This is a genomic window from Roseibacillus ishigakijimensis (assembly GCF_016595415.1).
GTDB lineage: Bacteria > Verrucomicrobiota > Verrucomicrobiia > Verrucomicrobiales > Akkermansiaceae > Roseibacillus > Roseibacillus ishigakijimensis.
The window spans coordinates 165580-190517 of sequence record NZ_JAENIO010000001.1 but is presented as its reverse complement, the minus strand read 5'-3'; the positions used below and the strand labels follow the sequence as shown (position 1 = coordinate 190517).

Below are 24938 nucleotides of genomic sequence, written 5' to 3'. Positions count from 1 at the left end.
CCGCGGGCCATTTTCCGCTTTCGGATAGAGCGGGAACGGGGCAAAATGCCGCTGATGGCAGAAATGCGGGAAGAAATATTTGAAGGCGAGGCGGTTTCGCAAGGGATCGCCTTTGCGCCGGTCCACGTCGTCGCGCGGGGTTTTGCCGCCCCCGATGTCTACCCGGTCTCTTCCCACCAGGTTGGCAGCGAACGGGAACGATTCCGCAGAGCGCTCGAGCGGACCAAAGAACAGCTCTCCACCCTGCGCAACCAAATCGAAACCATTTCCGGGGAGGCCGAAGGGCGTATCTTTGAATCCCACCTCATGGTTCTCGAAGATCAGGCCTTGGTCGATCGCGTCCACGAAGCCATCGAGAAGCGACGCCAGAATGCCGAATTCTGCTTCTACGCCGTGATGCAGACTTTCTTGGAGGCGATGCGCCGGGTCTCCGATTCCTACCTCCGCGAGCGCACCAGTGACCTGGAAGATGTCGCCCAACGGGTTTTGCAAAATTTCTCAGGAGCCGCCCCCGAGGAAGACGACAGCCCCGATCACCGGCACATCCGGGTTGCCTATGACCTCAATCCCTCGGATACGGCCAGCCTCGATCCCCACCGCACCCTGGGCTTCGCCACCGAACAAGGCTCTTCGGTCTCCCACACCGCCATTCTCGCCCGCTCCATGGGCATTCCGGCCGTCGTTGGCATCAAGAATGCAGTCCTCGGCATCCGCACCCTCAGCCCCAGCATTATTGATGGCTATGAGGGCAAGCTCATCGTCAACCCCACCCCCGAGACCGAGCAACGCTACCGCCAGCTGGCGGAAGAACGAGCCGTCTTCAAGTCCAGCCTCGACAAGCTGAGGGACTCCGAAACCACGACTCCCGACGGCCGCGCCATCACCCTTTCCGCCAATGTCGAGTTCGAGCACGAGCTCAACCAGGTGCCCGCCTCCGGAGCCAAGGGCATCGGCCTTTTCCGCACCGAGTTTTTCATGCTGGAGGGAGGGGAACTCCCCGGCGAAGAAACCCAAGCCCGCCTTTACCAGAAGGTGGTGAAGGCCGCCGCCCCCAGTCAAGCCATTATCCGCACCCTGGATGTGGGAGGCGACAAGCTCCCCGGCGAGCCCCTGGGCCAACCCGAGCCCAATCCCTTCCTCGGCTGGCGGGGAATCCGCTATTCCCTCGATCGACGCGACCTCTTCAAAGAGCAACTGCGGGCCATTCTTCGGTCCTCCGCCCATGGCAAGGCCGGCATCATGTTCCCCCTCATCTCCGGGCTCAGTGAGGTCCAGCAAGCTCTCGAGATTCTCGCCGAATGCAAGGAGGAGCTGGACAAAGACGGCCTCGACTTCGATCGCGATATCGAAGTGGGCGCCATGGTGGAGGTGCCTTCGGCGGCAGTGATGGCCAGCGACATCGCGGCCCATGTCGACTTCCTTTCCATCGGCACCAATGACCTCATCCAATACACCGTGGCGGTGGATCGGGTGAACCCCCGCGTGTCCAAGCTCTACAAGCCCTCCAACCCCGCCGTCATGCGCCTCATCAAGATGACCATCGAAGGAGGGCGGACCCATGGCATCTGGACCGGAATTTGCGGCGAAATGGCTGCCGATCTACAGCTGCTTCCGGTCCTCATTGGACTCGGCATCGACGAGCTCTCGGTAGGGACGCCGCGCCTGCCCTCGGTCAAACACGCCATCCGCGCGCTCAACTATAGCGATTGCCAAGCCTTGGCAGCCGAGGTCCTGGCCATGACGGAGTCCCGCTTCATTCTTGAGGCCTCCCGGGAAGTGGCCATGCAAGCCTACCCGGAACTCCTTCGCTAGAAGGGCGGGCGGCTCACTCGGCGGGCCCAGCCTCTTGCTTTTGCTTCTCCTGCCGTTCTTTCCAGTCGGGCTTGAGGCGACCATTCTCAGCCACCAGGTCGTAAGCTTTTTGCTCCTCTTTCCCCCAAGCGAAAGGAGGCAGCTGGCTCCGGTCCAACTCCCGCAAATGCGGCTCTCCAGCGCGGGAGGGATGGTCCGCACGAACATAACGCCAGTCATTTTCGCCAAAAACTTCCTTCACCAGAGCCGCCAGGGCCGGATCATAGTCCACCAGCTCCTCGCGGGTGTTGACGTGATTGTGAAGGGCATCATTCTCGCGATTGGTATCGAACCAGGACTGCACCCCTTCGGCAAAGTATTCGCGCGAATTGTCAGCGGCGTAGAGACCTTTCCACAAGCCCCGCGCCATGGCTTCGCGATAAGTTTTCTCCAAACGCTCGTCGAAGGTTGAATCGAGATCGTTGACCGCCATGAGGTGAATGGCATGCGCGAATTCGTGGACCATGATCGACTCCGTTTGATAAGGGTCACCGGGATTGTGGAGCAAGTTTTCTTCCCCACAGGAGACCGCAGGCCGCTCGCGACTGGCCCCGAGACCCCGGGCCCGGCGGTCCCAGAAGGCGTGAGGATAGAGATCGCCGTGCTCGGGCAAATCCGAGGTCCGCTCCTCCACCGCCATGATGCCGAGGCGGATTTTATTCTCGCCGAGCTGGCGCAGGATGTCGGGGCGATTCTTGAGCATATGCCCAATCACCACCGCAGCCTCTTGCAGGGCCTCGTCGGCCACTTTCTCCGAGCCAACGATGGGAAAGCCCTCCAGGAGAAGGACCTTCTGGTAATGATCGCCCAGCGAAAAGGATTCCCGCAATCCGGCTCCAATGGGTTCCACCGGAGCGGGCTTTCCGCCACCGACAGCCCAAGCGAGGGCGGTGAGAGCAAGGACAAGAAAAAGAGGAAGCGCCTTCATCGATAGTGAGAGTTATTCTTCCTCTCCCGCGCGATCGTCTTCGACATTTCCACCCCCAACGGTCTTGCGGTAAACAGAAGGGCTGGTGCCGTAGACATTGCCGAAGGCCCGGGAAAAGGCGGTGAAAGAACCGAAACCGGAAAGCTCGGCCACCTCCCGCACACTCAGCGAGCTATCACGCAGGAGGCGGGTGGCCTCCATCAACCGCACCGAGCGCACGAAGTGCCCGAGCGAGACCCCGGCTCCTTCACGGAATTGCTCGCGCAGGTAGCTGCCCGAGACCTCGAGATAGTCGGCAATAGCCCGCACCGAAAGGTCTTCCCGTAGGTTATTCTGCACCCGCTCCCGCACCCGGCGCACGAGTTCATTTTCCACTCCCAGGGAAGGCAGCTCTTCTTCTCCACTCAGTTCAGACAAAAAGCCACCGAGGTAGCTGGCCGCTTGCAAAGCCCCCAACTCGTCGTCCGCTTCCGTCCAACTGGACAGGAATTCATACAAGGTTGCCAGCATGTCCTTCGACAGGCGCCGGGGCGAATCCCGTAGCGGCTGGATAGCGGACCAAAAGGAAAGAGGGAGGTCGAAGGTCACAAATAGCCAGGAAAACTTCTCGGGAAGAGACACATAATAGTGAGCCTGGTGGGGAAACATGAGGAGCGCTTCGCCCGGCTGCAAATTCCAGAGATTGGTCTCCACCCCCACCCGCCCGGAGCCCTCCCGGGCGACGAGCAGAACAAAGCGGCGGTGCTGGTCATAACGCTTGGCGGAGGTCGAAATACCACCCCAGCCCTCTTCTTCCATTTGATTGGAGCGATGAAAGCACAGAATCTCGCGAGGCAAAATGAGGCGACCCCAATCTTTGCCGACAAAATAATCCTCGGGCTCTCCCAGTTGGCTGACGAGCTCCCCGATCCGTTCCAAGATGATTGACGAATTTTGCAAGACGCTCCGATTGAAACGAAGTTGCTATACTTTTGCAAGTTTTTCGAAAATGGTGACAACCAGTTTTTCCAAGAAATTGGAAGCTGTTCTTGCCAATTTTCCCTACCACCAGTCGCGATAGTCTTCCCGGTAACGGCCCGGGCTCAGACCCACCGCCGACTTGAATTGGCGGGCAAAAGAGGATTGCTCGCTGTAGCCGCAGGCATGGGCAATCTCGAGCAAAGAACGGTCACTTTCTACCAACAAACGTGAGCCATGGTCGATGCGGAGTTTGCGCAATAATGCCGAAAAACTGAGGCCAAATATGCGTTTCAAACGCCGCTCGAACTGCAACTCGCTCAAGCCGGCCTTTGCCGCAAAGTCCGCCCGACTCAGCGATTCACTGAACCGCTCCTCCATTTCCTCCACCACTTTGGCCATCTCGCGATAGCCCTTCTCCTGCCCGGAAGGCAGCCGCAGATCGCAAGAGACACACGCGATGCCCACCAACTCGTCCGCGCGATTGAACACCGGCTCCTTGCTAGAAAGGAACCAGCCCAGCTCACGATTCCGGAGGGGCAACAGCTCCAAGCGTTCGCGGAAGCCCTTGCCGGTGGCGAGAATGTGCTCGTCTTGGGCATGGTAGTGGGCAGCCAGCACCTCGGGAAAAAAGTCCCCCGCACGCTTGCCCACCACCTCCCAGCGGGAACCCAGATGGACGCGCTCGGCGAAGGCATCGTTGGCCGAGAGATACCTCAACTCCCTGTCCTTGAGGCAATAGACCACATCTGGGAGACAACAGAAAAGTCTCTCCAGCAAAAGCGGATCTTTCATCTCGCGGAAAAATTTTTCCCGCTGGTTCCTTGACGGCTCCCTGAACATGAACTCCCGTCTAGCAGGTTGAAAAGGCGAAGAGAGGCCTTTTTTCGCCTTTTGCTGAAAATCACGAAAAGACCGTCGAAATCGGTCAATACGCCTCTGATATGATAAAAACATGAGCCTTTCTACTGCCCATGCCCCTCACCAGGGGAAGACTGACACCGCCATCCTTGCCATGACTGAGCCCGCTCTCACCGAAAAAACCCTCGCCCTCGCCGAAGACCTGCTGGTGACCTCGCAGCAGCTCGAGACGGCGTCGGAGGCGAGGAAGAGCGCCAAGCTGGCGGACCTATTGGCCGACCCCCAGGGCATGGAGCTGACCTTTCAATTGACCGATCGCATCCTGCGCACCCCCGATGTCCACGGCGGAGCCCGGCTCTTCCGCAATCTGCTCGCGACCTATGGCACGCCCAAGAGCTTTCCCCTCCTGGACCGCGCTTTGCTGACCACCGCAGGCTTGGGCTCCCGCCTGCTGCCCCAAGTGGTCATGCCCGCCATTACGCGGCGCCTGCGGGAAGAATCGCGTGAAGTCATCTTGCCCGCCCGCCGCGACCAACTGGCCGGCCACCTCTCCCAACGAAGGGCAGAAGGGGCCCGCATCAACCTCAACGTGCTGGGCGAGGCCGTCTTGAGCGAGAAAGAAGCCCGCGATCGATTGGCGCAAAACGTGGCCCTCCTCGAAGACGGGACCGCGAACTATCTCTCCGTCAAGCTGTCTTCCCTCTTTTCACAAATCAATCTAACTGCCTACGAAGAGAGCAAGGAGACCCTCAAAACGCGCCTGCGTCCCCTCTATCGCGCCGCCCAGCGCCAGAGCCCGGCAGCCTTCATCAATCTGGATATGGAGGAATACCGGGATCTGCAGCTGACCGCCGATGTCTTCCGCGAGGTCCTGATGGAAGAGGAGTTCCTCACCCTGCGGGCGGGAATCGTGCTGCAAGGCTATTTGCCCGACTCCTTCCCCATGCAACAAGCCCTCACCGATTGGGCCCGGCAACGGGTGGCCCAGGGTGGCGCCCCCATCAAAGTCCGCCTCGTGAAAGGAGCCAACCTGGCCATGGAGCGGGTAGATGCGGAAAGCCACCACTGGGAACTCGCCCCTTACAACAGCAAGGCGGAAGTCGACGCCAATTACAAGCGTCTCGTCCACTATGGCATGCAACCGGAAAATGCGGCGGCCGTCCACCTGGGCATCGCCTCCCACAACCTCTTCGATTTGGCCTACGCCCTCGTCCTGCGCGATGACTACGGCGTCCGCGAAGAGGTGGAAATCGAGATGCTGGAGGGAATGGCTCCTCCACAAGCCCGGGCCGTCTTGCAACGGGCGGGGCAGGTCTTGTTCTACACCCCCATCGTGCGTCACGAGGAATTCGAGGCCAGCATCGCCTATCTGGTGCGCCGCTTGGATGAAAATACCACCCCCGGCAACTTCCTGCGCGACCTCTTCCAGCTCGCCCCCGATTCCATGCCCTGGCAGGAGCAAAAGGAAGCTTTTCTCGCAGCCTGCCAAAACCGCGGAAGCGTGCCTTCCGGCCCCAAACGACAGCAAAACCGGCAAACCGAAGAGCCGCTGGCAGCGGAAAAAGGGTTTGCCAACTGTCCCGACACCGACTTTTCCCTCCCGGCCAATCGGCAGTGGCTGGATGAGGTCCTCGCCCGCCCCGTTCCCGGGCAGCCCCCGCTGGTGACCACTCGCGAGGAGGTCTCGCAAGCCCTGGAGCGGGCACGCCAAAGCACCTGGGCCGACACCCCCGCCACCGCGCGCCAACAGCTCCTCCGCCAGGTGGCCGTCGCCCTCGCCGAGGCCCGTGGCGACCTCATCGCCGTCATGGTCGCAGAAGGGAAAAAAGCACCCGCCGAGGCCGATGTCGAAGTCTCGGAAGCCATCGATTTCGCCAATTACTACGCCCACAGCCTTTCCCAGACCGATTGGCAGGATGGCCTAGCCGCCCGGCCCCTCGGGCCCATCGTAATCGCCTCCCCGTGGAACTTCCCCTGCGCCATCCCCTGCGGAGGAATCCTCGCGGCCCTCGCCGCCGGCAATACCGCCCTCCTCAAGCCCGCCCCCGAGGCCCTCGCCACCGCCCAAGCCCTCGCCAAGGTGCTCTGGGCAGCCGGACTCCCCCGCGACGCCTTCCAGTTCCTCCCCCTGCCCGATAACGAGGTCGGCCAAAGCTTGATCACCGACGAGCGCGTCGCCGGAGTCATCCTCACCGGCTCCAGCCAAACCGCCCAACTCTTTCTCGGCTGGCGGCCCGACCTCCGCCTCCACGCCGAGACCTCGGGAAAGAACGCCCTCATCATCTCTGCCAGCGCCGACCCCGACCTCGCCATCAAGGATCTGGTGCGCTCCGCCTTCGGCCACACCGGCCAAAAGTGCTCGGCGGCCTCCCTCGCTCTCGTCGAACGCTCGGTTCTGGAGAAAACCAACTTCCTGGAACGTCTCAAGGACGCGGCAGCCTCGCTGGAGGTCGGCCCCCATGGCGTGCGCTCCAGCCTCGTCACTCCCTTGGTGCAAGAGCCCTCCCCCGATCTCGCCCGTGGACTCGCTGAGCTCGACAGCGGAGAAGAGTGGCTCCTGGAACCGCAATGCGATTCCGACGACCCCTGCCTCTGGTCCCCGGGAATCCGTTTAGGAGTGGAGGCCGGCTCCTGGCTGCAGCAGACCGAGCTCTTCGGCCCCGTCCTTGGCATCATCGCCTACGATGATCTGGAGGAGGCCATCGCCATTCAAAACTCCAGCGACTTCGGCCTGACCGGCGGGATTCACAGCCTCGACCCCCAGGAGATCGCCTTCTGGCGCGACAAGGTGGAAGTGGGCAATGCCTACATCAACCGCACCATCACCGGTGCCATCGTGCAGCGCCAACCCTTCGGCGGATGGAAGAAATCAGCCGTTGGCCCCGGAGCCAAAGCCGGAGGGCCCAACTACGTTGCCCAATTCTCCCACTGGCAGAGCGTCGTCCTACCCAGCCGGGTGGCCCCCCTCCCCGAAGCCGTGGACAAGCTCTTGAAAGCCCTGCTAACCCGGGTCCCCGATGCCGCCGAGGAGCTCCACGCCGCTGCCGGGAATGCCGCCTACTGGTGGCAGCAGCACTTCGCCCGGGAGCACGATCCCTCGGGCTTACTTTGCGAGAAAAACGACTTCCGCTACCGCCCGGTGCGCGCGGCCACCTTCCGGGTGACCTCCACCAGCACCGCTCGCGAGCTAGCCATCTCCGCCCTCATGGCCCGCACCGCCGGAGTGCCCCTCACCGTAAGCTCGGCCCAGGCCCTGCCCCCCGCCCTGGAAAGCCTCACCTCCGCAGCGGGCCTGGATTTCCAACAGGAAAGTGACGAGGCATTGGCCGCGCGCCTGACCCGGGAGCCACTGGCCACCCTGCGCACCCCGGGCCGCCCCCACATCGCGCTGGCCTGGCGCAATCACCACCACCCCGTCACCGCCCACGCCCGCCTCGAGCTCCTGCCCTACCTACTCGAGCAAAGCGTCTCGGAGACCAACCACCGCCACGGCCGCCCCTTGGATAACCGGAACTGACCCTCGTCCAATCGATAATCGCTTGATACAGAAAACCCTATTTTTGCATATAGATAAAATGAAATAAGGATATCTAACATACGAATATTCCAAGGCCGATTTCGTTACATTGAGAGCCTGTCCGTTTCTCGAAAAAACGGGCAGAAATCAACAACGCACAAAAAAGATAATGAAACGCCAACTCCTTTGCCTGCTGTCTCTTTTGACCGCCAGTGCATCCGCCTATGATTGGAAAGTGGTCAGCCCGGAAGCGGGGGTGCTCACCTACACCAAGGCCGCCACCGATGGCACGCGGGTCGTGCTCGGCGGCTTGGACGGCCTCCTGCACACCACCACGGACTTCGTTCACTTCGAGGATGTCTCTCTCGATACCCGCCTCGATGTTCTCCGCTTGGAGGAACACGAGGGCATCTGGTGCGCCCTCCTGGGTCAACCTGGCTTCGGCGGGGCCTCCACCTTGCCTTCGCTCGATGGCGCGGTCGCGTTCTCCCTCGATGGTCGCAAATGGACCCTGAAAACGCCCCCAGAAGTGGCCAGCTCCTCCCGCCTGACGGCCTTGGCTGCCGGACCGGAAGGGTGGCTGGTGGGCTCCGGACTCAATGGGGACCAGGCCCCCGTCGGCTTTCTCACCCGTGATGGTCTCAGCTGGGATGAGGTCCCCCTCGCGAGCGACGACCCCTCGGGCTTCCCTTGGACCAACCAGCTCGCCTACGCCAATGGCATCTGGCTGGGCTTCTCCGGCAATGGGGTCAACCGCTCCCTCGAGGGCCGGATTTGGCAATCCCTTCCCGAGACCCCACGCTTTGATCGGGTCACCGACTGGGCCTATCAAGACGGCATTTGGTTGGCGGGGGCCTACCGCTCGACCGACGACGGAACCACCTGGACCACCAGCGGCGTGTCCGGCGGACTGGGCCAGCGGGACGGCGCCTTTTTCGCCAGCGGGGAACACGGAGCCATTTTCTACTCCACCAATGGGCAGAACTGGGCCCAGGTCCGCACCACCAACGACCATTACGCCGCCAACACTCTGAAGGACTTCGTCACCTTCCGGGGCCGCACCTACGCGGTCGGCGAAGGGGGGCTGATTCTGGAAAACGACCCCAGCTCTCCCTCACTCTGGACCGTCCTGCGGGGCCATTCCATTGCCCCAAACCATGAGGTCGGCTCCTTTGAGGAAGGCCTCGTCTTCGATGGCTCCTCCTTCGTCGCCATCGGCACGATGAACAACGGCCTCCTTGTGAAGTCCTCCTCCGATGGGGAAAGCTGGGAAACGAAGGTCACCAACTCCCAGATCAGCAGCCTCTCCCGCCCCATCGCGGGCAACGGAATCACTCTTTTTATCGGCATCGATCAGTCCTTCGCCAACCAGTGGGAGCGTTCACGGCAGTTTTCCTTCGCCCACGGCACCCTCACCTCCCTCCCCAAGCCAACCGAAATCAATGGGGTGAAGAGGCTCACTCTGAGTGGCTTTGCCGAAGGCCAATTCTTCCTGAGCGGCTACCGGGATGTCGATACCAGCAATGCCAAGCTGGTCATCTTCACCTCACCCAATGGGCAAAATTGGGTCGAACGTCTGAGTGTGGACCTCCTGACGAACAATGGCAACTTCGGCGACCCCCTCGTTTCCGTAGTTCATACCGGGAGCGACTACTACCTTCTCTATAGCAAAGTCTACAACGGAAACGCAACCGCTTGGCGTTCCAGCGATCTGGTCAATTGGACGACGGTGAGCACCAACTTGGGCTATGCCGACCGCGAAGGCCTCGCCTTTGGCAGCGGACGCTTCGTCTATACGGAGGCGACCTCCGGCACCCGCTACTCCGATGATGGCAGCCTCTATTTTTCCGCCTCGGGCCCTCCCACCGGGGGCGGATTCGATGGCGGCTCCAACCTCAGCACCAATGGCTCCCGTTTTCTCATGAAAACTGAAGCCCGCCTCTGGGAATCCTCGGACGGCATCCATTGGACCGCCTATCGCGAAGACCAAAGCCTCCGTCTCAGCAGTCACTTTGTCTTTGCCAAGGACAAGATCGTGACCCTCGCCAGCCGTCAGGAAGGCTCCTACCTCCTGCAATACATTCTGGCCACCGAGGACATTCCCTTCCCCGAGCCCGAGTATCGCTTTCTGACCGACGGACTCTCGCTCGCAGCTGAAGAAGGGCTCGCCCTCGTCGAGGTCCAACATGTGCCGGACCGCGACCTCACGACCTCCCTCACGGAGAATGGCAACCCAGCGGCAGAAGTCTCCTTCCAGACCTCCACGGCCTCTGATTACGAGAACGTGGTCAGCCAAGCTGCGGTGCGCCTGCCCGCCGCAAGCGAGCCCGGAGCCGTCCGCACCTTCGTTCTCGGCGAGGGCTCCGCTGCCGGGCAAACCTTTGCCATCCAAACGGCCCCGCCCCTGCAGGGCGATCTCTACAGCGCCTTCGAGACAAGCGCCTTTGACGCTGATGAAAGGGCACGAGGGGATTCCGCCTTCCTCGCCGATCCCGATGGCGACGGCGCGGTCAATGGCTTCGAGCACCTGTTCGGTCTCGATCCGAAAGTGCCGGATGGCCCGATGCCCAGCATCGGCCTGGAGCCCGTGCCCGGGGAGCCCGGCTACCAACAGCTCGTGGTGCGCGTGCCCCGCATCGCACTGGGAGGCGACGTCGACTTCGAGGTGCAGACCAGCCGGGGACTCGACCGCTTCGGCCCCCTGCCGCTGGCCCAACTCAGCGCCGAGCCGCTTGCCGAGGACCCGACCTGGATCACGGGCGAGCTCCGCTCCATTCCCTTCCGCGGCTCGGCCTCGCGCTTTTTCCGCTACGCGGGGATACCCTACTTCGACGAGGGATTCACGGGCCAGGCCGAGTTCACGGGCAGTGACACCTTTGCCTCGCCCAGCTTGAGCAGCGGGCTCTGGAATCCCGTTTCTCCCGACGGCCCTCTCCCCGGCAACCTGACCTTCGAGCAAATCAATGGTGAGATGCTCCTGAGCGGAGGGAGCACGAGCACGGAGGGAATGGCCGCCTTGCAATGGAAGCAGCCCTTTCCCGTCGATCGATCCTGGCAGGTGCAGCTCGACTTCGCAACCGGCGCGGTGACTCCCGCCTCCAGCGGCCACGCCTATGCCGGGGTGGGGCTCATCCTCCTCACCGAGCTCTCGCCAGAGGGCTTTGCTGCCGGAGCCTCCTTCGAGCCCGGTCCCGAGCCCCGCCTCTACGTGCAGAGTGGAGAGAACGAGAACGAATACCCTGCCGCCGGAGGTGCCGGCACCCTGCGCATCACCTTCGATCGCACCAGCGACGTCCTCGTGACCTCTTATCGTCCCCAGGGGGGCACCCGATTCATCGAGCTGGAATCCCGCAGTAATCCCTTCCCCGGCGGAACCCCGCCGCTGAGCCTTCTCGCCGTTTGCGAAGCCCGCAATGTGCGGCTCGACGAGCCCCTGCGCTTCGATAACTTCCGCGCCGCCACCCAAAGCGAGGAAACCGAGTAGGGAGAAGAGAACAAAAAGGCCATCTCCGCCCCGACACGGTCCTGCAGGGTTTTGCGAGTCGCCAAGGTCGAAGAGAAGGCACCGATCATTTCCGGATTGGATTTCTCGGCGGAAAGGATCCAAAATGACGGCATGACCCTCCGTGCCTTCCTCTCTCTCCTCCTTCCCTGCTCCCTGCTTCTTTTCTCCTGCTCGCCTGCGGGCAATTCCGCCCCGGCGCAAGGGAAAATCCTTGGGCTCGAATGGAGCGTGATCGACTCCGCCATCGCCGCCCAACGCCAGGCCGGACATCCTGACTACAATCCCCAGTGGCTCTACCTCGTCGACCCCGCCAGCCAGCGTCTCCACGTCGTCTCCCTGCGCACCCGGCAGATCCGCGAGACCCTTCTCTGCGGCACCGGCAAGCGCGGCCTCGGCACCGGCGACGCCCAGACCCCTCCCGGCTTCTTCACCATGGGCGGCGTGCGCATCGCTCACAATGGCGACCCCTCCATCCAGACCGGAGACTCCAAGAAAGGCGTCAGCGGGATCTACGCCGAAATGCTCTACCCCCCCAGCCACCCCGATCCCAAGCTTCGCGGCATGGTGCCCAATGGCGTCGTCATCCACAGCTACAATCCCACCGCGAGCGAAATGCTGCGCCAGCGCCGGGCCCAGCGCCTCGTCGGTCGCGTGCCCTGCACCACGGGCTGCCCCGTGCCCGAAATCGACCAGGCCCCCCGCCTCATCCCCTACCTGAAGGCCAGCGCGGGGCGCTTCGATCCCACCGCGTCCCCGAATGCCAATCTGCGCGCCCTCATCGCCAGCGGCAAAGTAGTCGAATACCAGACCCAAGCCCTCGGCGACCCCATCTACGTGCTCAATCGGCAGTGAGGGCTCAATTTGCCTTCTAGAGCCGAAGAGCCCCTTGCACGCCTTTAGATTTGCGCAAGAGCAAAATGCGCCCTAGGGTCCCCCGCCCTAGCCCGATGAGCGAGAATAAGGTCAATTACAAAGAGACGATCTGCCTGCCCCAGACCACCTTTCCCATGAAAGGAAATCTGGTGAACAAGGAGCCCGAACGCCTGCAACGGTGGGAGGAGAGCAAGATTTACGACCGCATTCTGGCCAAGCGCCGCGAATCCGGGGCTCCGCGCTACGTTCTCCACGACGGCCCGCCCTTCGCCAATGGCGACGTCCACATGGGCACCGCCCTGAACAAGGTGCTCAAGGATTTCGTAGTGAAGTCCAAGTCCATGGCGGGCTACGAGGTGCCCTACGTGCCAGGCTGGGACTGCCACGGCCTGCCCATCGAGTTCAAGGTCCTGCAAGACGCCCGCGGCAAGGAGCCCGCCGAAATCCGCACCCTTTGCCAGGAATTTGCCGAGAAGTGGATCGAGATTCAGAAAGCCAGCTTCCGCCGCCTCGGGGTCTTTGGCGATTGGGACAATCCCTACCTGACGATGGCCCCCAGCTATGAGGCCGACATCCTGCGCGTCTTTGCCAAGCTGGTGGAAAAAGACCGCGTCTACCTCAGCAAAAAGCCCGTGCAATGGTCCTACGGGGCCCGCACCGCTCTCGCCGAAGCCGAGGTCGAGTATCAGGACAAAAAGAGCACCGCCGTCTATGTGCCCTTCGCCCTCCTCGGCGGCGACTGGACCGGTTTTTCCCTCGTCATCTGGACCACCACCCCGTGGACCCTGCCCTCCAACCAAGGCATCGCCCTCCACGAGCGCTTCGTCTACGTGGCGGGAACCTTCGAGAAAGACGGTGCCTCCAAAAAGCTCATCATCGCCCGCGATCTGGTGGAACAATTCGGCGCCAAGACCGGCTGGAAAGCGGCCGGCGACCTGCGCGAACTCTCCGGCAGCGAGCTGGAGGGCCTGGAAGCGCAACACCCCTTCCTCGACCGCACCTCCAAGGTCATCTTCGGTAGCTTCGTGACCGCCGAGACCGGAACGGGCGCGGTCCACATCGCCCCCGGACACGGCGCGGATGACTACGTGGCCGGACTCGCCAATGGCTTGGAAGTCCTTTCCCCCGTGGACGACGATGGCAAGTTCACTGACGAATGCGGGGTGGACGAACTCGTGGGCCAACATGTTTTCCAGAGCAACGAGCGCATCGTGGAAATGCTCGCCGAGCGCGACTCCCTCCTGGGCTCGGAGACCTACGAGCACCAATACCCCTTCTGCTGGCGCTCCAAGACCCCCATCATCTTCCGCGCGGTGGAACAATTCTTCATCTCGCTGGAAGGCATCCGCGAGAAAGCGATGACCGAGATCGACCGCGTGCAATGGCTCCCTCACTGGGGCCGCAACCGCATCTACGGCACCGTGGAATCCCGCCCCGACTGGTGCATCTCGCGCCAGCGCACTTGGGGAGTGCCCTTGCCCGTCTTCTTCACCCCCGAGGGCGAAGCTCTCCTCGATGCCGACCTCATCGCCAAAATCGCCGATATCGTGGCTGAGAAAGGCACCAACGTGTGGTTCGAAAAATCCGATGCCGAATGGGTGGCCGAGCTCGGCCTCCCCGAAGGCTCCAAAAAGGCCACCGACACCCTCGACGTGTGGATCGACTCCGGCTCCAGTCATGTGGCGGTGATGGAGAAAAACGAGGACGTGGGTGTGCCCGCCGATCTCTACCTGGAAGCCACCGACCAACACCGCGGCTGGTTCCAGAGCTCCCTCATGCTCAGCGTGGGCTACCGCGACCTGGCCCCCTACAAGACCGTGATGACCCACGGCTTCGTGGTGGACAAGGACACCGGTAAAAAGACCTCCAAGAGCGACGCCAAGAAGAAAGGCAAACCCACCGACGCGGCTCACTTTTACAACAAATACGGGGCCGACATCCTGCGCCTCTGGGTCAGCTCGGTCGATTGGCAGAACGAGGTGCCCTTCGGCGAGGACCTCTTCCAGCAAGTGGGCGACCCCTACCGTCGTCTGCGCAACACCTTCAAGATCGTCCTCGGCAATCTTCATGGCTTCGACCCGGAGAAACACACCGTCGAGCCCGAGCAGATGACCCTCATCGACCGCTGGATCCTGGAGCGCCTCCATGCCGTGGTCAGCGAATGTCTCCAGGCCTACGAAAAGTTCGAGTTCCGCAAAGTGTTCTCCGCCATCAACCAGTTCTGCGCCCACGACCTCAGCTCGCTCTACATCGACATGACCAAGGATCGCCTCTACTGCGATCCTGAGGACGACATCCGTCGCCGGGCCAGCCAGACCGCGCTGCACGCCATCTTCGACAGTCTCGTCCGCCTGCTCGCCCCCATCATCGCCTACACCGCCGAGGAGGCGTGGGAACATGCGGGGCGCGAGGGCAGCGTGCATGAGGAGACCTTCCCCGTGCCCGACGCCCGTTTCGGAAACAACGAGGCCACCCCCCTGGTCAATCGCCTGCTGGAGATCCGCGACCTTGTGCAAGGAGCAATCGAGCCCCTCGTGCAAGCCAAGGAATTCAAGAAAAACAACGAAGCCCGCGTCGTCCTCACCGTGCCCGCCAACCACCCCTGCCGCGATCTGCTGCAGGACCACCTCTTCGCCAAGGAGTTCTTCATCGTGGCCGAGATGGTGGTGGAAGAGGGCGAGGAGCTCAAAGCCACCGCCAGCAAATGCGACCACCCCATGTGCCCCCGCTGCCGCTGCTACGAGCCCCCGGTGGAGGGCTCCGAACTCTGCGGACGCTGCCACGAGGTGGTGGGTGCTTGATTTCATCGCTCTCCAGCCTCAGGAACATGGCAACAGCTTACATTGAAACAACCATTCCCAGTCTCTACTGCGGGAGGCCGGCCCGTCGTTTGATCGAAGCTGCTCGACAAAACCTCACAAAAATCTGGTGGGACGAGCAAAGGCAGGAATTCAACTTGGTTTGCTCTCAAACGGTTCTCGATGAATGCTCTCTCGGCGATCCAGCAATGGCTGCGAAACGCCTTGAGTTTTTGGCAGAAATTCCCCTGCTCGAACTCACCGATGAAGTCGCCACCATTGCTCAAGCGCTCCTCTCCAAACAAATCATTCCAACAAAAGCCGCTGATGATGCCATCCATATTGCGGTGGCATCCGTTCACCAAATAGATTTTCTCGTCACTTGGAACTGCAAACATCTGGCTAATCCCCGGAACTGGCGACGAATTTCCGACTGCCTTGCCGAATTCAACTACCGGGCTAGTGTTATTTGCACCCCAGAAGATCTTCTTGGCGATGATAACTGAAAACCACAAAACCATTCTTGAAGAAGTTCGCTCCCTGAAAGAAGCGAATGCCGCGCGTCACGATTTTAAAGTCACTCAAATCATCGCCGAGGCCAAAAAACGCCAGGCCAAATCTGACCGCGTTATCATTCCACTGGCAAGCAAACACCCCACCCACTCTTCTGGCCCTTCCGCATCTTAACCTCAATATCCGGTCTGTTCAAAAAACTTAATAGCCTCTTCCAAGCCTCTCGGAATCAATTGGCTCGCGCCCGACATTTTTTCAACCTCTTCCCTCCTTGAACACCACCAACCCACCCACCTTTTCCCATCTCGGCAAGCTCCTCCTCATCGTGGCCTTGCCGCTCTACATTCTCGACCAAATCACCAAATGGTGGGTCGTCTATCGCTTCAGCGAACCCGTCGCCGGACGCTTCGGCACCTTTGACGAGCCCATCGTGGTCATTGAGGGCTTCTTCAATCTCACCCGCGTCCACAATCAGGGCGTGGCCTTCGGCTTCGGCAATGGCAGCGCCTGGGCGCCCATCGTCTTCCTCCTCGTGCCCCTCATCGCGGTCACCCTGCTGCTCGTCTTCTGGCGCAAGGGAGCCTTCACCACACCCCTCATGAAAACTGCCTGCGTGCTGCTTTTCGCCGGCATCGCAGGCAACGTCACCGACCGCCTCCTGCAAGGCTTCTGGCTGGAACGATTGAAAGAAGCCAGTTGGTGGGAACGCTTTTCGGCCGGCTACGTGGTCGACTTCCTCGACGTCACCATCCCTCTCATCAACTACCGCTGGCCCACCTTCAACGTCGCCGATTCTTGCATCTCCGTCGCCGCCGTCCTCCTCGTCATCGCCAGCTTCCGCGAGGAAGCTCAGAAGAATAAGTAGCGATAGAAGCGCCGCCTTAAAGTCCCAAAGGGACAAGCGACCTCATTCGGGGCTACCCTTCTCCTCGCCCCCCTCTACGGCGTATTCCGGCAGTCTCGAAGGGACGAAAGAAGTTAGCCGGGGGTGGAGCGCAGCGGAGCCCCCGGGTCCGGGCCCGGAAAAATGGAGGCCGAGCGTGCGATGGCGAAATTCACAGACCTCCCCGAAGGCCCTTCCTGCAGTGGGGATCGAGAGAACGACGCAGAGACCAAGGTCGATGCCCGAAAACCTCCTCCCCGCACTTTTCCCTTGAGCCCCAGCCGGGGTGTGGGAGTTTATGAGGGCATGATTCGCGCGATCACTTCCCTCCTCCTCCTCTTCACCCTTTGGGCTGGAGCCCAGACTTTTTCCCCCAGCAAAGAACGTCCCCCCGCTGTGCCCCGCGAATTCCGGGGCGCTTGGTCGGCCTGCGTTTACAACATCGATTGGCCCAGTCGCAAGGGCCTCAGTGCCGGCAGTCAGCAAGCCGAGCTCCGTTCCATCCTCAACCGCATGCAGTCGCTGAACATGAACGCGCTCATCTTCCAAGTGCGCCCCAATGCGGATGCCGTATACCAATCCTCCCTCGAGCCCTGGAGCCCGTGGATCAGTGGCACCATGGGACGCAGCCCCGGCTACGATCCCCTCGCCTTTTGCATCCGCGAAGCCCACGCCCGCGGCATCGAGGTCCACGCCTGGTTCAATCCCTTCCGCGCCCTGCCCAATGCCGAGATGGCCGCTTCCAGCAACCATGTCAGCCGCACCCATTCCTCGCAGATGAAGCGCTTCAAGAGCTACCTCTGGATGGACCCCGCCAGCTCTTGGACCCGCAGTCACGCCCTCAAGGTGATGATGGACGTGGTGCGTCGCTACGACATCGATGGCCTCCATATCGACGACTACTTCTACCCCTATCCCGACGTCAATAGCGACGGCTCGCCCAAGCAGAATTTCCCCGACGGCAAGAGCCCTGCCCAGCGCCGGGCCTACGTGGATGGCTTCGTCAAGGACATGTATGGAGCCGTGAAACGGGAAAAACCCTGGGTCCGCGTGGGCATCAGCCCCTTCGGCATCTGGCGTCCCGGTGTGCCCGCTGGCACCACCGCCAACATCAATGCCTACGAACACCTAGCCGCCGATTCCCGCAAATGGCTCGCCAATGGCTGGTGCGACTACCTCAGCCCCCAGCTCTACTGGCGCATCAACAGCGAACAAAGCTTCACCCGCCTCCTCACCTGGTGGCGGCAGCAGGGTGAGCGCCCGGTCTGGCCCGGCGTGGCCACCGCCCGCATCGGCTCCTCCGAAGATCCCGGCCGCAGCGCTGGCGAGATGCTCAACCAGCTCAATCTCACCCGCACCATTGATAAAAACTGGGTCGGGCACGTGCATTGGAGCATGAAGTCGCTCATGCAAAACCGGGGCGGCATCAGCAATGCCCTCAAAGGCCGCTTCTACGCCGAGCCCGCCCTCGTGCCGCCCATGCCCTGGCTCAGCACCAAGGCCCCCGGCACTCCCCGCGCGCAAGCCAGCGCCTCCGGCAACGGGGTGCAAGTGAGCTGGAGCCCGGTCAGCGGAGCTTCCAAGTATGCCGTGCAAGCCCGCTACGGCAAAACCTGGCGCTGCACCCACGTGGTTTCCGCCGGAGCCACCTCGGTGACCGTGCCCGCCGGAGCGCAAGCGGTGGCGGTGACTGCAGCCGACCGCTTCGGCTCCGCCAGTGCTCCGGCAGTGCTCTCAGCGCGCTAGGGCTGAGGGCCCTCCCTGGCCGCCCTACGGCAACTCGCGAATCATGAGATTGCGGAAGTCGATGGGCGAGCCCTCGGACTCGAGGCAAATCTTACCACTGGCAGGCTCGGCCTGATTTCCTCCCGAAACCTCCGTGCCATTGACCCAGAGGCGGATTTCTCCATTGATGCAGCGAATGTAGTAGTGGTTCCACTCGCCGTGACCTTTGGTCGTCTCGGCCGTGGGGAAAGAGCGATTGCCATTGGGCGACAGGGGCGCAAAGGGCTTCAGCTTGGCCTCTCCCACCGGAAAAACATCCCCATGGCAAGTGAACCAATCCGCCACTTTACCATCCTTCTCGTAGTTGGTCTTGTATCCCAGATCGAGGACTTGCACCTCGATTCCGGCCGGGAGACGGCGAGCATCAGAACCATCCTTCATCGCCGCCAGAATGCCCGGAATGCCCCAGATGAAGACCCCGGAATTGCCCGCCGCCTTGTTGTGGCGCCATTCCACCATGAGCTCGAAGTTGGTGTAATTTTTCTTAGTCGCGATGACCCCCACCGGCTGGCCCGTGCAGGCGGCCGCATTGCCCTCCCACTTCCAAGTATCCTCCGCGCAATTGATGTTCTCGAAGTCCGCCTCGGTCAGCTCAACCCAACCCGGCCCCGTGCCATCAATCTTGGGAAGAGCAATCGGTTCCCCAAAAACAAAGCCCGCCGCCAGAGAAAAAAGTAAAACAATCTTCTTCATGTGCTCAAGCGATACGACAAAGCCTCCCCTGAGCCTATCGTTTTTTCACAAAAAATCTCAGCCTCACCTTCTCCTTCCCTCTCAGGCAAATCGCTCCTTCGCATGAATTCGCAGAGGCATGCCCCCTCCCGCCCCAAGCCACTCACCAGCCGGCACCTCCCGCACCGCATGAAAACCAGCCCTCCCCATCAAGGCCTGCAACCTGGCCCGATCATAGAAATAGCAATGCCCCCATTCCCGAGAAAGATGGTTGATGACTGACACCCTCCCGGAAACCCCACCCTTGGCCGACAGAATCCTTTCTCGATACCAATCTACATAATCCGTTTCCTGTCCCAGCGACAATCGACGGACAAAATCGAAATCGATCGTCTCAAGCCGCAGCACGCCTTGCTCCCTGAGAATGCGTCGCAGCTCCCCGAGCAACTTCAGCAGCTCTGGGGGCTCACAACGATGAACCAACTCCGTGGAGTCAATCCGATCAAACGCTCCCGCCGCACAGGGCAAGTCCCGCCGGGCCCGAAACTCCTCCACCGAAATCATCGCCACTCCCTCCCGCCGACTCATTCCTCCGATCTGAAGAGCATCAGCCGCAAAGAAGGCGGAGTCCCACCAATTCACCGCGAGATCCCGTTTCCCCGTCAGCTCGAGAATCCTATCAAACTCCGCCATCGCCCGTGCAAAATCAAAATCACCTAGATCCATCCACACTTCCGGCAAAGCCCTCTCCACATCATCCCTAAGCGAGCACTCCCGGATCCTCCCACTTGCAATAAGCTCGCCCGGATCCCCCCACACAGGCTGGCCCGCCTTCGCATTCGGAGTATAGCCCTCGATGGACTGCCCAAAAAGCTGCCTGCGCCCTTCCTTCTGCGTCAGCTCATAATAGCTCAACACCGTCAACCTCTCCAAGGACACCTTCTCGATTAATAAGCGCATCAAGGACAACTGATCCGCCAAGGCCTGCAAGGAGCAAAAGGACCAGCCGGTCTCCTTCTGTGAACGCCAGATTGCCAGGGGATGACGTAGGAGAAGGTAGATCCGCTCCGCCCGTTTGGCGACGAACTCACCCTCATCAGGCAGATGCCCATGCCCCAAAACCTTGTCGCAAGGCGGCGCATCCCAGCGACTCCCCTGTCCTTGCTCTCGAATCCTTGCAATCGCCTCTGCCACGCCGTCCTCACCCCCCAACTGGGTATGAGTCTCCCCCGCATAGAGAATCCAGCCCGCCTCGGCCAAAAGATGCCCGCAGAGCGAACTGCCGGAGCGCATCGTAGAGACAATGACGTGAAAGGGTTCTGCCATCTTGGCCTTCTAGCCCATGGGACCAGACTGATTAGCGTTTGTTATTAATGTGTTGCATCACCCGTTCCTTCCGCTCCTCATCCACAATCAGTTCAGCCCACTGCTCGGCGAGGTCGATTTGACCCTGATTGGCCGCCTCCCGCGCATAGGCCATCGCCACAAATTGGCGGGTTTCAGGGGGTAGATTCACTCCCTCCCGTTCCACCCACTGGGCCGCCGCTTCCCCATCCTCCTTCATCCAAGCATTGAGAGCGGTTGGAAGATAGAGCGGCTCAAATTCAGAAGTCCCATTTGCCATTTCTAGCACAGTTTTTTCGGGACTATTTCTTGCGGCCTGACTCACCAATGCGTTTTCGGCGTGCCATATCCTTCCATCCAAGTTCGCTCTGAGTTTCGTATCTTCAATTCTCGAATACCAATGTTTGGCTGCCGACAAATCTTTTGAGAACAAAGAAAACCTTACAAAAGAAGCATCCAGCATTTCCAACTTTTCTTGGCTAAGCTCATTCCGGTGGACCTCCATCCACTTGCTTGCAGCTTGGTTATCCATTTTCAACCACTGTTCGAAAGCATGACTTAAACTCTCATTTTGACTGGTCTTAGCAAGCGCATTGAGAGCCTTGAGCGGATTCGCGCGAGCTAACTCGATTGCGATCTTATTCATCTCAGAGGGTTCAAGCTTGAAATTCTCCTCAGAGACCATCTTCCAGATTTCAAAAGGCATCTTTTCAGCCGTGGCTAACAGGAATTCGTTTTTAAATGTGGAAGAAATAGTTCCATCCGCTTTCATTTCTTCCAATAAATTGAACGAGTCATTAAGAATACCTAATCGACGATCTTTGCTTGTGGCACGTAATCGATAAGAGAGAGTTGCTTGAAGAAACTCTTCGAATTCTAGAGGAGGTAAATCCACTCCTCGGAAATCCGACGACACCAAATTATCTGTATAGGCCATAGCCTGCTCCAGGCCCGTTAGCGCTCGCTCTCTTTCAACATCAGATTCGAGTGACATATACATCGATGGAAACCGATTAAGAGCGTTATCAAGGTTTCTAAAACAATGCTCAATTAGGTTATTTCTAATAGAGCCAGGGCCAAATTTTTGGTTAACCAAATCAAAAGCAAACTCAATCTTCCCAGCGTGTTTTAATTCACTAATTGAAGCCGCCAATAGATACTGTAAGCGATTGGAATCCAGATTTTCTTGGATGAGTAGATCCCACGCACTTTCAACCTCACCGGGAGGCAGCGAACGTAGCTTACTCCTGATCGCCTCTACATCTAAATTTTCTCCCGCCTTTAACAACCCGTCGATCTGGCCATCTTCAGAACCTTCATCGTTCGATTTGTCAACCTTCTCAATCCCAAGATGAGAAGGTTCTATCCTTTCAGGAATATTACCTTTTTCTCTTTCGTTTTTACTCTCACAAGCAAGCAAGGCGACGAGAGGAAAGCATATGGCGCACTTAGTCATACTCAAAAGTTTAGATAAATTGATATTTACTTCTCATCTTATCAAAAAGACGCGGCCACTGTTTCCACGACTCTTCTTTTCATGAAGGAGCGACGAGTGGTATTGATAGGACTATCAGAATCTTTCATGGAAAATATCTCTTGATAGCAAAATCATGTTGACATGGGGAGGGGGGCGGGGGGGGATGGCAAGACCTTTCTTGATGAAAGATGAATTATCTTCCGAGGGGAAGATAAAAGGGCGTTTTGTGCTGATGGGAGGCTGTGTCATTTCACCTACTCTTCAACAGCCCCGCCAAGAGGTGGATTCGATGAAATTGACCTGCGTCAGTGAAGAACGCAGGCGGGACGCCTACGCTCCTTGAGAATCCGGGGCAACTCACCCGCCCACGGGATGCCAGGTGGTCTTGATTTCCTGCAAATCAAGGATGTGATAAGGGCTGGGGGCCAAGGCTTGGTCGGGATGAGTGATCACCCGTTTGAGGTTCTCGGCGGCTTCCCTCTCGACCGCTTGGCGCATCTCGGGCTCTTCCAAGGCCAGAAGGAGGGCGTTGATATCCATATGGCTGGCCAGCCCCCCGACCAATTCTTCGCGCAGGCCGGTCAGGATATTGACCGCGCCAGCGGGGACATCGGAAGTGGCGAGAACCTCGGCAAAAGAGATGGCACTGAGGGGAAATTGCTCGGAGGCAAGCGCGACCACGGTATTCCCCCCCACCAGAGCGGGCGCGAGGACGGAGACCAGTCCGGACAAACCGGCCTGCGGAGCGACGAGGCCGACCACACCACTGGGCTCGGGGCAGGAGAAATTGAAATGCGCGCTGGCCACGGGGTTTACGCTGGAAAAGAGGGAGGTGTATTTGTCACTCCAGCCCGCATAGTGAACGAGGAGGTCACTCGCTGCCCGCACATCGGCTTCAGCGGTCTGGGCGCTCATTCCCTGCAGGAAAAGCTCGTCCACGAACTGGCTGGCGCGACCTTCCAGGACTTCCGCGATGCGGTAGAGAATCTGCCCCTTCAAGTAAGCCGAGGGCCCGGCCCAGCCACTCTGCGCCGCGCGCGCGGCCACCACCGCGTTGCGGAGGTCCTTCTTGCTGGCCCAAGAGACGTTGGCCAAGAATTGGCCGCTCCCGTCCTTCATCTCGCGGTAGCGCCCGGATTCGGTGCGGGGAAACTTCCCGCCAATGAAGAGCTTATAGGTTTTTGGAATAGCGAGAGAGGACATGGTGACGATGAGCGATCGAAGGGAAGAGACGAGCCCGCGCGAACTCAGTGAAGACGATGGCACGGTAGGGGCCCAAGCCGCAGATTGTCAAGGTGGGTGCGTGTCCGGCCCCAGGGACACCGAAAACATGATCCCATTTTCCATGAAAAAATATTAGCCAAAATCCGACAATTTAGTAAAACCTGTTAGTGATGATTCGTGGCTCCAAGACAGCAACCGTGGACCTGCACGCGGTGGCGAAAATTTTCAATCTCGTTCTCCCCACGGTGACCGTTCTGATGGTCCTTGCGGGTATTTTTATCTCTTTCTACTTCCACTTTCTAAGTGCGCCTCTCCTGCTGGTCACGGCCTTTAACTTCCTCTACCTCTATGGACAAAAGGACCACACCCTGCTGGCAAACTTTGGCCTAATCGGCCAGGCGCGTTATTTTTTGGAAAGCATTGGCCCGGAAATGCGGCAGTATCTCTTCGCCAACGATACCGAGGAACGGCCTTTCAATCGCAACGAACGGGCCGAGGTCTACCGCAAATCGAAAGCCATCGACTCGGCCGCCAGCTTCGGCTCCCAGCGTGAATATGATGCCAGCGAGATTAAGCTGCGCCATTCCATGTTCCCGATTCCGCAGAATGAGCGGCAGCCATTCTCCCTGACCTTCGGTGCCCAGCGGGGCATTGCCAACTCCTACACCATTCACCACCCGACCTTGATCAGCGCAATGAGCTATGGCGCTCTTTCCGCCCCGGCAGTGCGCGCCTTGGCCCGGGGGGCAAAGCGTTCCGGCATCGCGATGAATACCGGGGAAGGTGGCTTTCCCAAATACCACCTCATGGAAGGTTGCGACCTCATCTTCCAATTGGGCACGGCCAAATTCGGGGCGCGCGACGAGAAAGGCTTCCTTGATGAAGAGAAGTTCCGCGCCATTGTGGAACAGCCTGAGGTCAAAATGGTGGAGGTGAAATTTTCGCAAGGGGCCAAGCCGGGTAAGGGAGGGCTGCTGCCGAAGGAAAAAATCTCGGAAGAAATCGCGGAGCTCCGTGGAGTGAGCCGGGAATTCGACGTGGTCTCCCCGCCGCGGCATCTGGAGTGCACCGATGCACAGAGCACGGTCACTTTCTTCCGCCGGGTGCAAGAGATCGCGGACAAACCGACGGGCTTCAAGATTTGTCTGGGCAATCCTGAAGAATTTCGCGCCTTGATGCAGGAGTTCAAAAAACAAGGAGTGACACCCGACTTCATCACCGTGGACGGAGCGGAGGGAGGCACGGGCGCCGCCCCCACCGCCTTCATCGATGGGGTGGGCGTGCCCATCTACGTCGGCCTCTACCACGTCAACCGCATCCTGTGCGAAGAGGGCTTGCGGGAATCCATTCACCTCATTGCCGGGGGCAAGCTCATCACCCCGCTGCGACAAATCATCGCCCTCTGCATCGGGGCGGATGCCTGCTACACCGCCCGGGGCTTCATGCTGGCGATGGGCTGCATCCAGGCTCTGCAATGCGGGAACAACACCTGTCCGGTAGGCATCACCACCCACGACCCCAGCCTCAATCGCGGGCTGGATATCGAGGTGAAATCACAACGGGTGGCCAATTACGTCCATGGGCTGCTGCACGACTTCGACGAACTGCTGGCCGCCGCCGGAGTGCGCTCGGAGGAGGAGCTCAACATCAACCACCTTTACATCCCCAGTGGCCACGCTCTCCACCACATCCTGGATCACATCCAGCACGAAGGGCACCACTTCCCCCGCCAACCCATTGTTCATTAAAC

General features: G+C 60.0%; 17 protein-coding genes. 10 read left to right on the top strand and 7 right to left on the bottom strand.

What is annotated here, in order from left to right:
• Positions 1–45: 45 nt before the first annotated feature.
• On the top strand, positions 46–1812 hold the full coding sequence (gene ptsP / locus JIN78_RS00720; RefSeq protein ID WP_200389998.1) for a phosphoenolpyruvate--protein phosphotransferase: 1767 nt from the start codon (positions 46–48) through the stop codon (positions 1810–1812).
• Between the two features lie 13 nt (positions 1813–1825).
• Here ptsP and JIN78_RS00715 read toward each other — a convergent pair whose 3' ends face one another.
• The 3 genes from JIN78_RS00715 to JIN78_RS00705 form a co-directional block, all read right to left on the bottom strand.
• Entirely contained in the window at positions 1826–2779 is a 954-nt protein-coding gene (locus JIN78_RS00715; RefSeq protein WP_200389997.1) for a hypothetical protein, read from the bottom strand.
• Between the two features lie 12 nt (positions 2780–2791).
• Positions 2792–3697 (bottom strand): AraC family transcriptional regulator, encoded by a 906-nt coding sequence (locus JIN78_RS00710; protein ID WP_200389996.1) that lies wholly within the window; start codon positions 3695–3697, stop codon positions 2792–2794.
• A 123-nt stretch (positions 3698–3820) separates the two neighbouring features.
• Positions 3821–4531, bottom strand: a complete 711-nt coding sequence (locus JIN78_RS00705) for an AraC family transcriptional regulator (protein WP_200389995.1) — start codon at positions 4529–4531, stop codon at positions 3821–3823.
• A gap of 160 nt (positions 4532–4691) precedes the next feature.
• Here JIN78_RS00705 and JIN78_RS00700 point away from each other — a divergent pair, with 160 nt between their 5' ends.
• From JIN78_RS00700 to JIN78_RS00665, 8 genes are all read left to right on the top strand, one after another.
• Entirely contained in the window at positions 4692–8114 is a 3423-nt protein-coding gene (locus JIN78_RS00700; protein WP_200389994.1) for a proline dehydrogenase family protein, read from the top strand.
• A gap of 169 nt (positions 8115–8283) precedes the next feature.
• Positions 8284–11598 carry a glycoside hydrolase family protein gene (locus tag JIN78_RS00695; protein ID WP_200389993.1) on the top strand — a complete coding sequence of 1105 codons (3315 nt, stop codon included), beginning with the start codon at positions 8284–8286 and terminating at the stop codon, positions 11596–11598.
• Positions 11599–11730: 132 nt separating this feature from the next.
• A complete protein-coding gene (locus JIN78_RS00690) occupies positions 11731–12471 on the top strand; it encodes a L,D-transpeptidase (RefSeq protein WP_200389992.1) in 741 nt (246 codons plus the stop codon).
• A gap of 95 nt (positions 12472–12566) precedes the next feature.
• Positions 12567–15293, top strand: a complete 2727-nt coding sequence (ileS, locus tag JIN78_RS00685; protein WP_200389991.1) for an isoleucine--tRNA ligase — start codon at positions 12567–12569, stop codon at positions 15291–15293.
• 26 nt (positions 15294–15319) lie between these two features.
• Positions 15320–15796 carry a type II toxin-antitoxin system VapC family toxin gene (locus tag JIN78_RS00680; protein WP_200389990.1) on the top strand — a complete coding sequence of 159 codons (477 nt, stop codon included), beginning with the start codon at positions 15320–15322 and terminating at the stop codon, positions 15794–15796.
• Entirely contained in the window at positions 15786–15977 is a 192-nt protein-coding gene (locus JIN78_RS00675; protein WP_200389989.1) for a hypothetical protein, read from the top strand. The genes JIN78_RS00680 and JIN78_RS00675 overlap by 11 nt, the downstream gene beginning before the upstream one ends.
• Before the next feature lie 97 nt (positions 15978–16074).
• On the top strand, positions 16075–16668 hold the full coding sequence (locus JIN78_RS00670; RefSeq protein WP_200389988.1) for a signal peptidase II: 594 nt from the start codon (positions 16075–16077) through the stop codon (positions 16666–16668).
• A gap of 180 nt (positions 16669–16848) precedes the next feature.
• A complete protein-coding gene (locus JIN78_RS00665) occupies positions 16849–18432 on the top strand; it encodes a glycoside hydrolase family 10-like protein (RefSeq protein ID WP_234037687.1) in 1584 nt (527 codons plus the stop codon).
• Positions 18433–18456: 24 nt separating this feature from the next.
• Here JIN78_RS00665 and JIN78_RS00660 read toward each other — a convergent pair whose 3' ends face one another.
• The 4 genes from JIN78_RS00660 to JIN78_RS00645 form a co-directional block, all read right to left on the bottom strand.
• Positions 18457–19164, bottom strand: a complete 708-nt coding sequence (locus tag JIN78_RS00660; RefSeq protein ID WP_200389987.1) for a 3-keto-disaccharide hydrolase — start codon at positions 19162–19164, stop codon at positions 18457–18459.
• Between the two features lie 81 nt (positions 19165–19245).
• Complete coding sequence (locus JIN78_RS00655) at positions 19246–20469, bottom strand: class I SAM-dependent methyltransferase (protein WP_200389986.1); 1224 nt, start codon at positions 20467–20469, stop codon at positions 19246–19248.
• A 31-nt stretch (positions 20470–20500) separates the two neighbouring features.
• Positions 20501–21943, bottom strand: coding sequence for a hypothetical protein (locus JIN78_RS00650; protein WP_200389985.1), 1443 nt, complete (start codon positions 21941–21943; stop codon positions 20501–20503).
• 378 nt (positions 21944–22321) lie between these two features.
• Positions 22322–23167 carry an aldehyde dehydrogenase family protein gene (locus JIN78_RS00645; protein ID WP_200389984.1) on the bottom strand — a complete coding sequence of 282 codons (846 nt, stop codon included), beginning with the start codon at positions 23165–23167 and terminating at the stop codon, positions 22322–22324.
• Positions 23168–23358: 191 nt separating this feature from the next.
• On the opposite strand from JIN78_RS00645, the gene JIN78_RS00640 reads away from it, so the two are divergent.
• Positions 23359–24936: an FMN-binding glutamate synthase family protein gene (locus tag JIN78_RS00640; protein WP_200389983.1), complete on the top strand. Its 1578-nt coding sequence runs from the start codon at positions 23359–23361 to the stop codon at positions 24934–24936.
• Positions 24937–24938: the final 2 nt, after the last annotated feature.

Excerpts from the sequence above, each read along its gene's own strand:
- JIN78_RS00715 (WP_200389997.1), bottom strand. The coding sequence starts at position 2,779 with ATGAAGGCGCTTCCTCTTTTTCTTGTCCTTGCTCTCACCGCCCTCGCT.
- ptsP (WP_200389998.1), top strand. The coding sequence starts at position 46 with ATGCCGCTGATGGCAGAAATGCGGGAAGAAATATTTGAAGGCGAGGCG.
- JIN78_RS00700 (WP_200389994.1), top strand. The coding sequence starts at position 4,692 with ATGAGCCTTTCTACTGCCCATGCCCCTCACCAGGGGAAGACTGACACC.
- JIN78_RS00640 (WP_200389983.1), top strand. The coding sequence starts at position 23,359 with ATGATTCGTGGCTCCAAGACAGCAACCGTGGACCTGCACGCGGTGGCG.
- JIN78_RS00655 (WP_200389986.1), bottom strand. The coding sequence starts at position 20,469 with ATGGCAGAACCCTTTCACGTCATTGTCTCTACGATGCGCTCCGGCAGT.
- JIN78_RS00650 (WP_200389985.1), bottom strand. The coding sequence starts at position 21,943 with ATGACTAAGTGCGCCATATGCTTTCCTCTCGTCGCCTTGCTTGCTTGT.
- JIN78_RS00665 (WP_234037687.1), top strand. The coding sequence starts at position 16,849 with ATGGCGAAATTCACAGACCTCCCCGAAGGCCCTTCCTGCAGTGGGGAT.
- JIN78_RS00660 (WP_200389987.1), bottom strand. The coding sequence starts at position 19,164 with ATGAAGAAGATTGTTTTACTTTTTTCTCTGGCGGCGGGCTTTGTTTTT.
- ileS (WP_200389991.1), top strand. The coding sequence starts at position 12,567 with ATGAGCGAGAATAAGGTCAATTACAAAGAGACGATCTGCCTGCCCCAG.
- JIN78_RS00705 (WP_200389995.1), bottom strand. The coding sequence starts at position 4,531 with ATGAAAGATCCGCTTTTGCTGGAGAGACTTTTCTGTTGTCTCCCAGAT.
- JIN78_RS00690 (WP_200389992.1), top strand. The coding sequence starts at position 11,731 with ATGACCCTCCGTGCCTTCCTCTCTCTCCTCCTTCCCTGCTCCCTGCTT.
- JIN78_RS00675 (WP_200389989.1), top strand. The coding sequence starts at position 15,786 with ATGATAACTGAAAACCACAAAACCATTCTTGAAGAAGTTCGCTCCCTG.
- JIN78_RS00645 (WP_200389984.1), bottom strand. The coding sequence starts at position 23,167 with ATGTCCTCTCTCGCTATTCCAAAAACCTATAAGCTCTTCATTGGCGGG.
- JIN78_RS00695 (WP_200389993.1), top strand. The coding sequence starts at position 8,284 with ATGAAACGCCAACTCCTTTGCCTGCTGTCTCTTTTGACCGCCAGTGCA.
- JIN78_RS00680 (WP_200389990.1), top strand. The coding sequence starts at position 15,320 with ATGGCAACAGCTTACATTGAAACAACCATTCCCAGTCTCTACTGCGGG.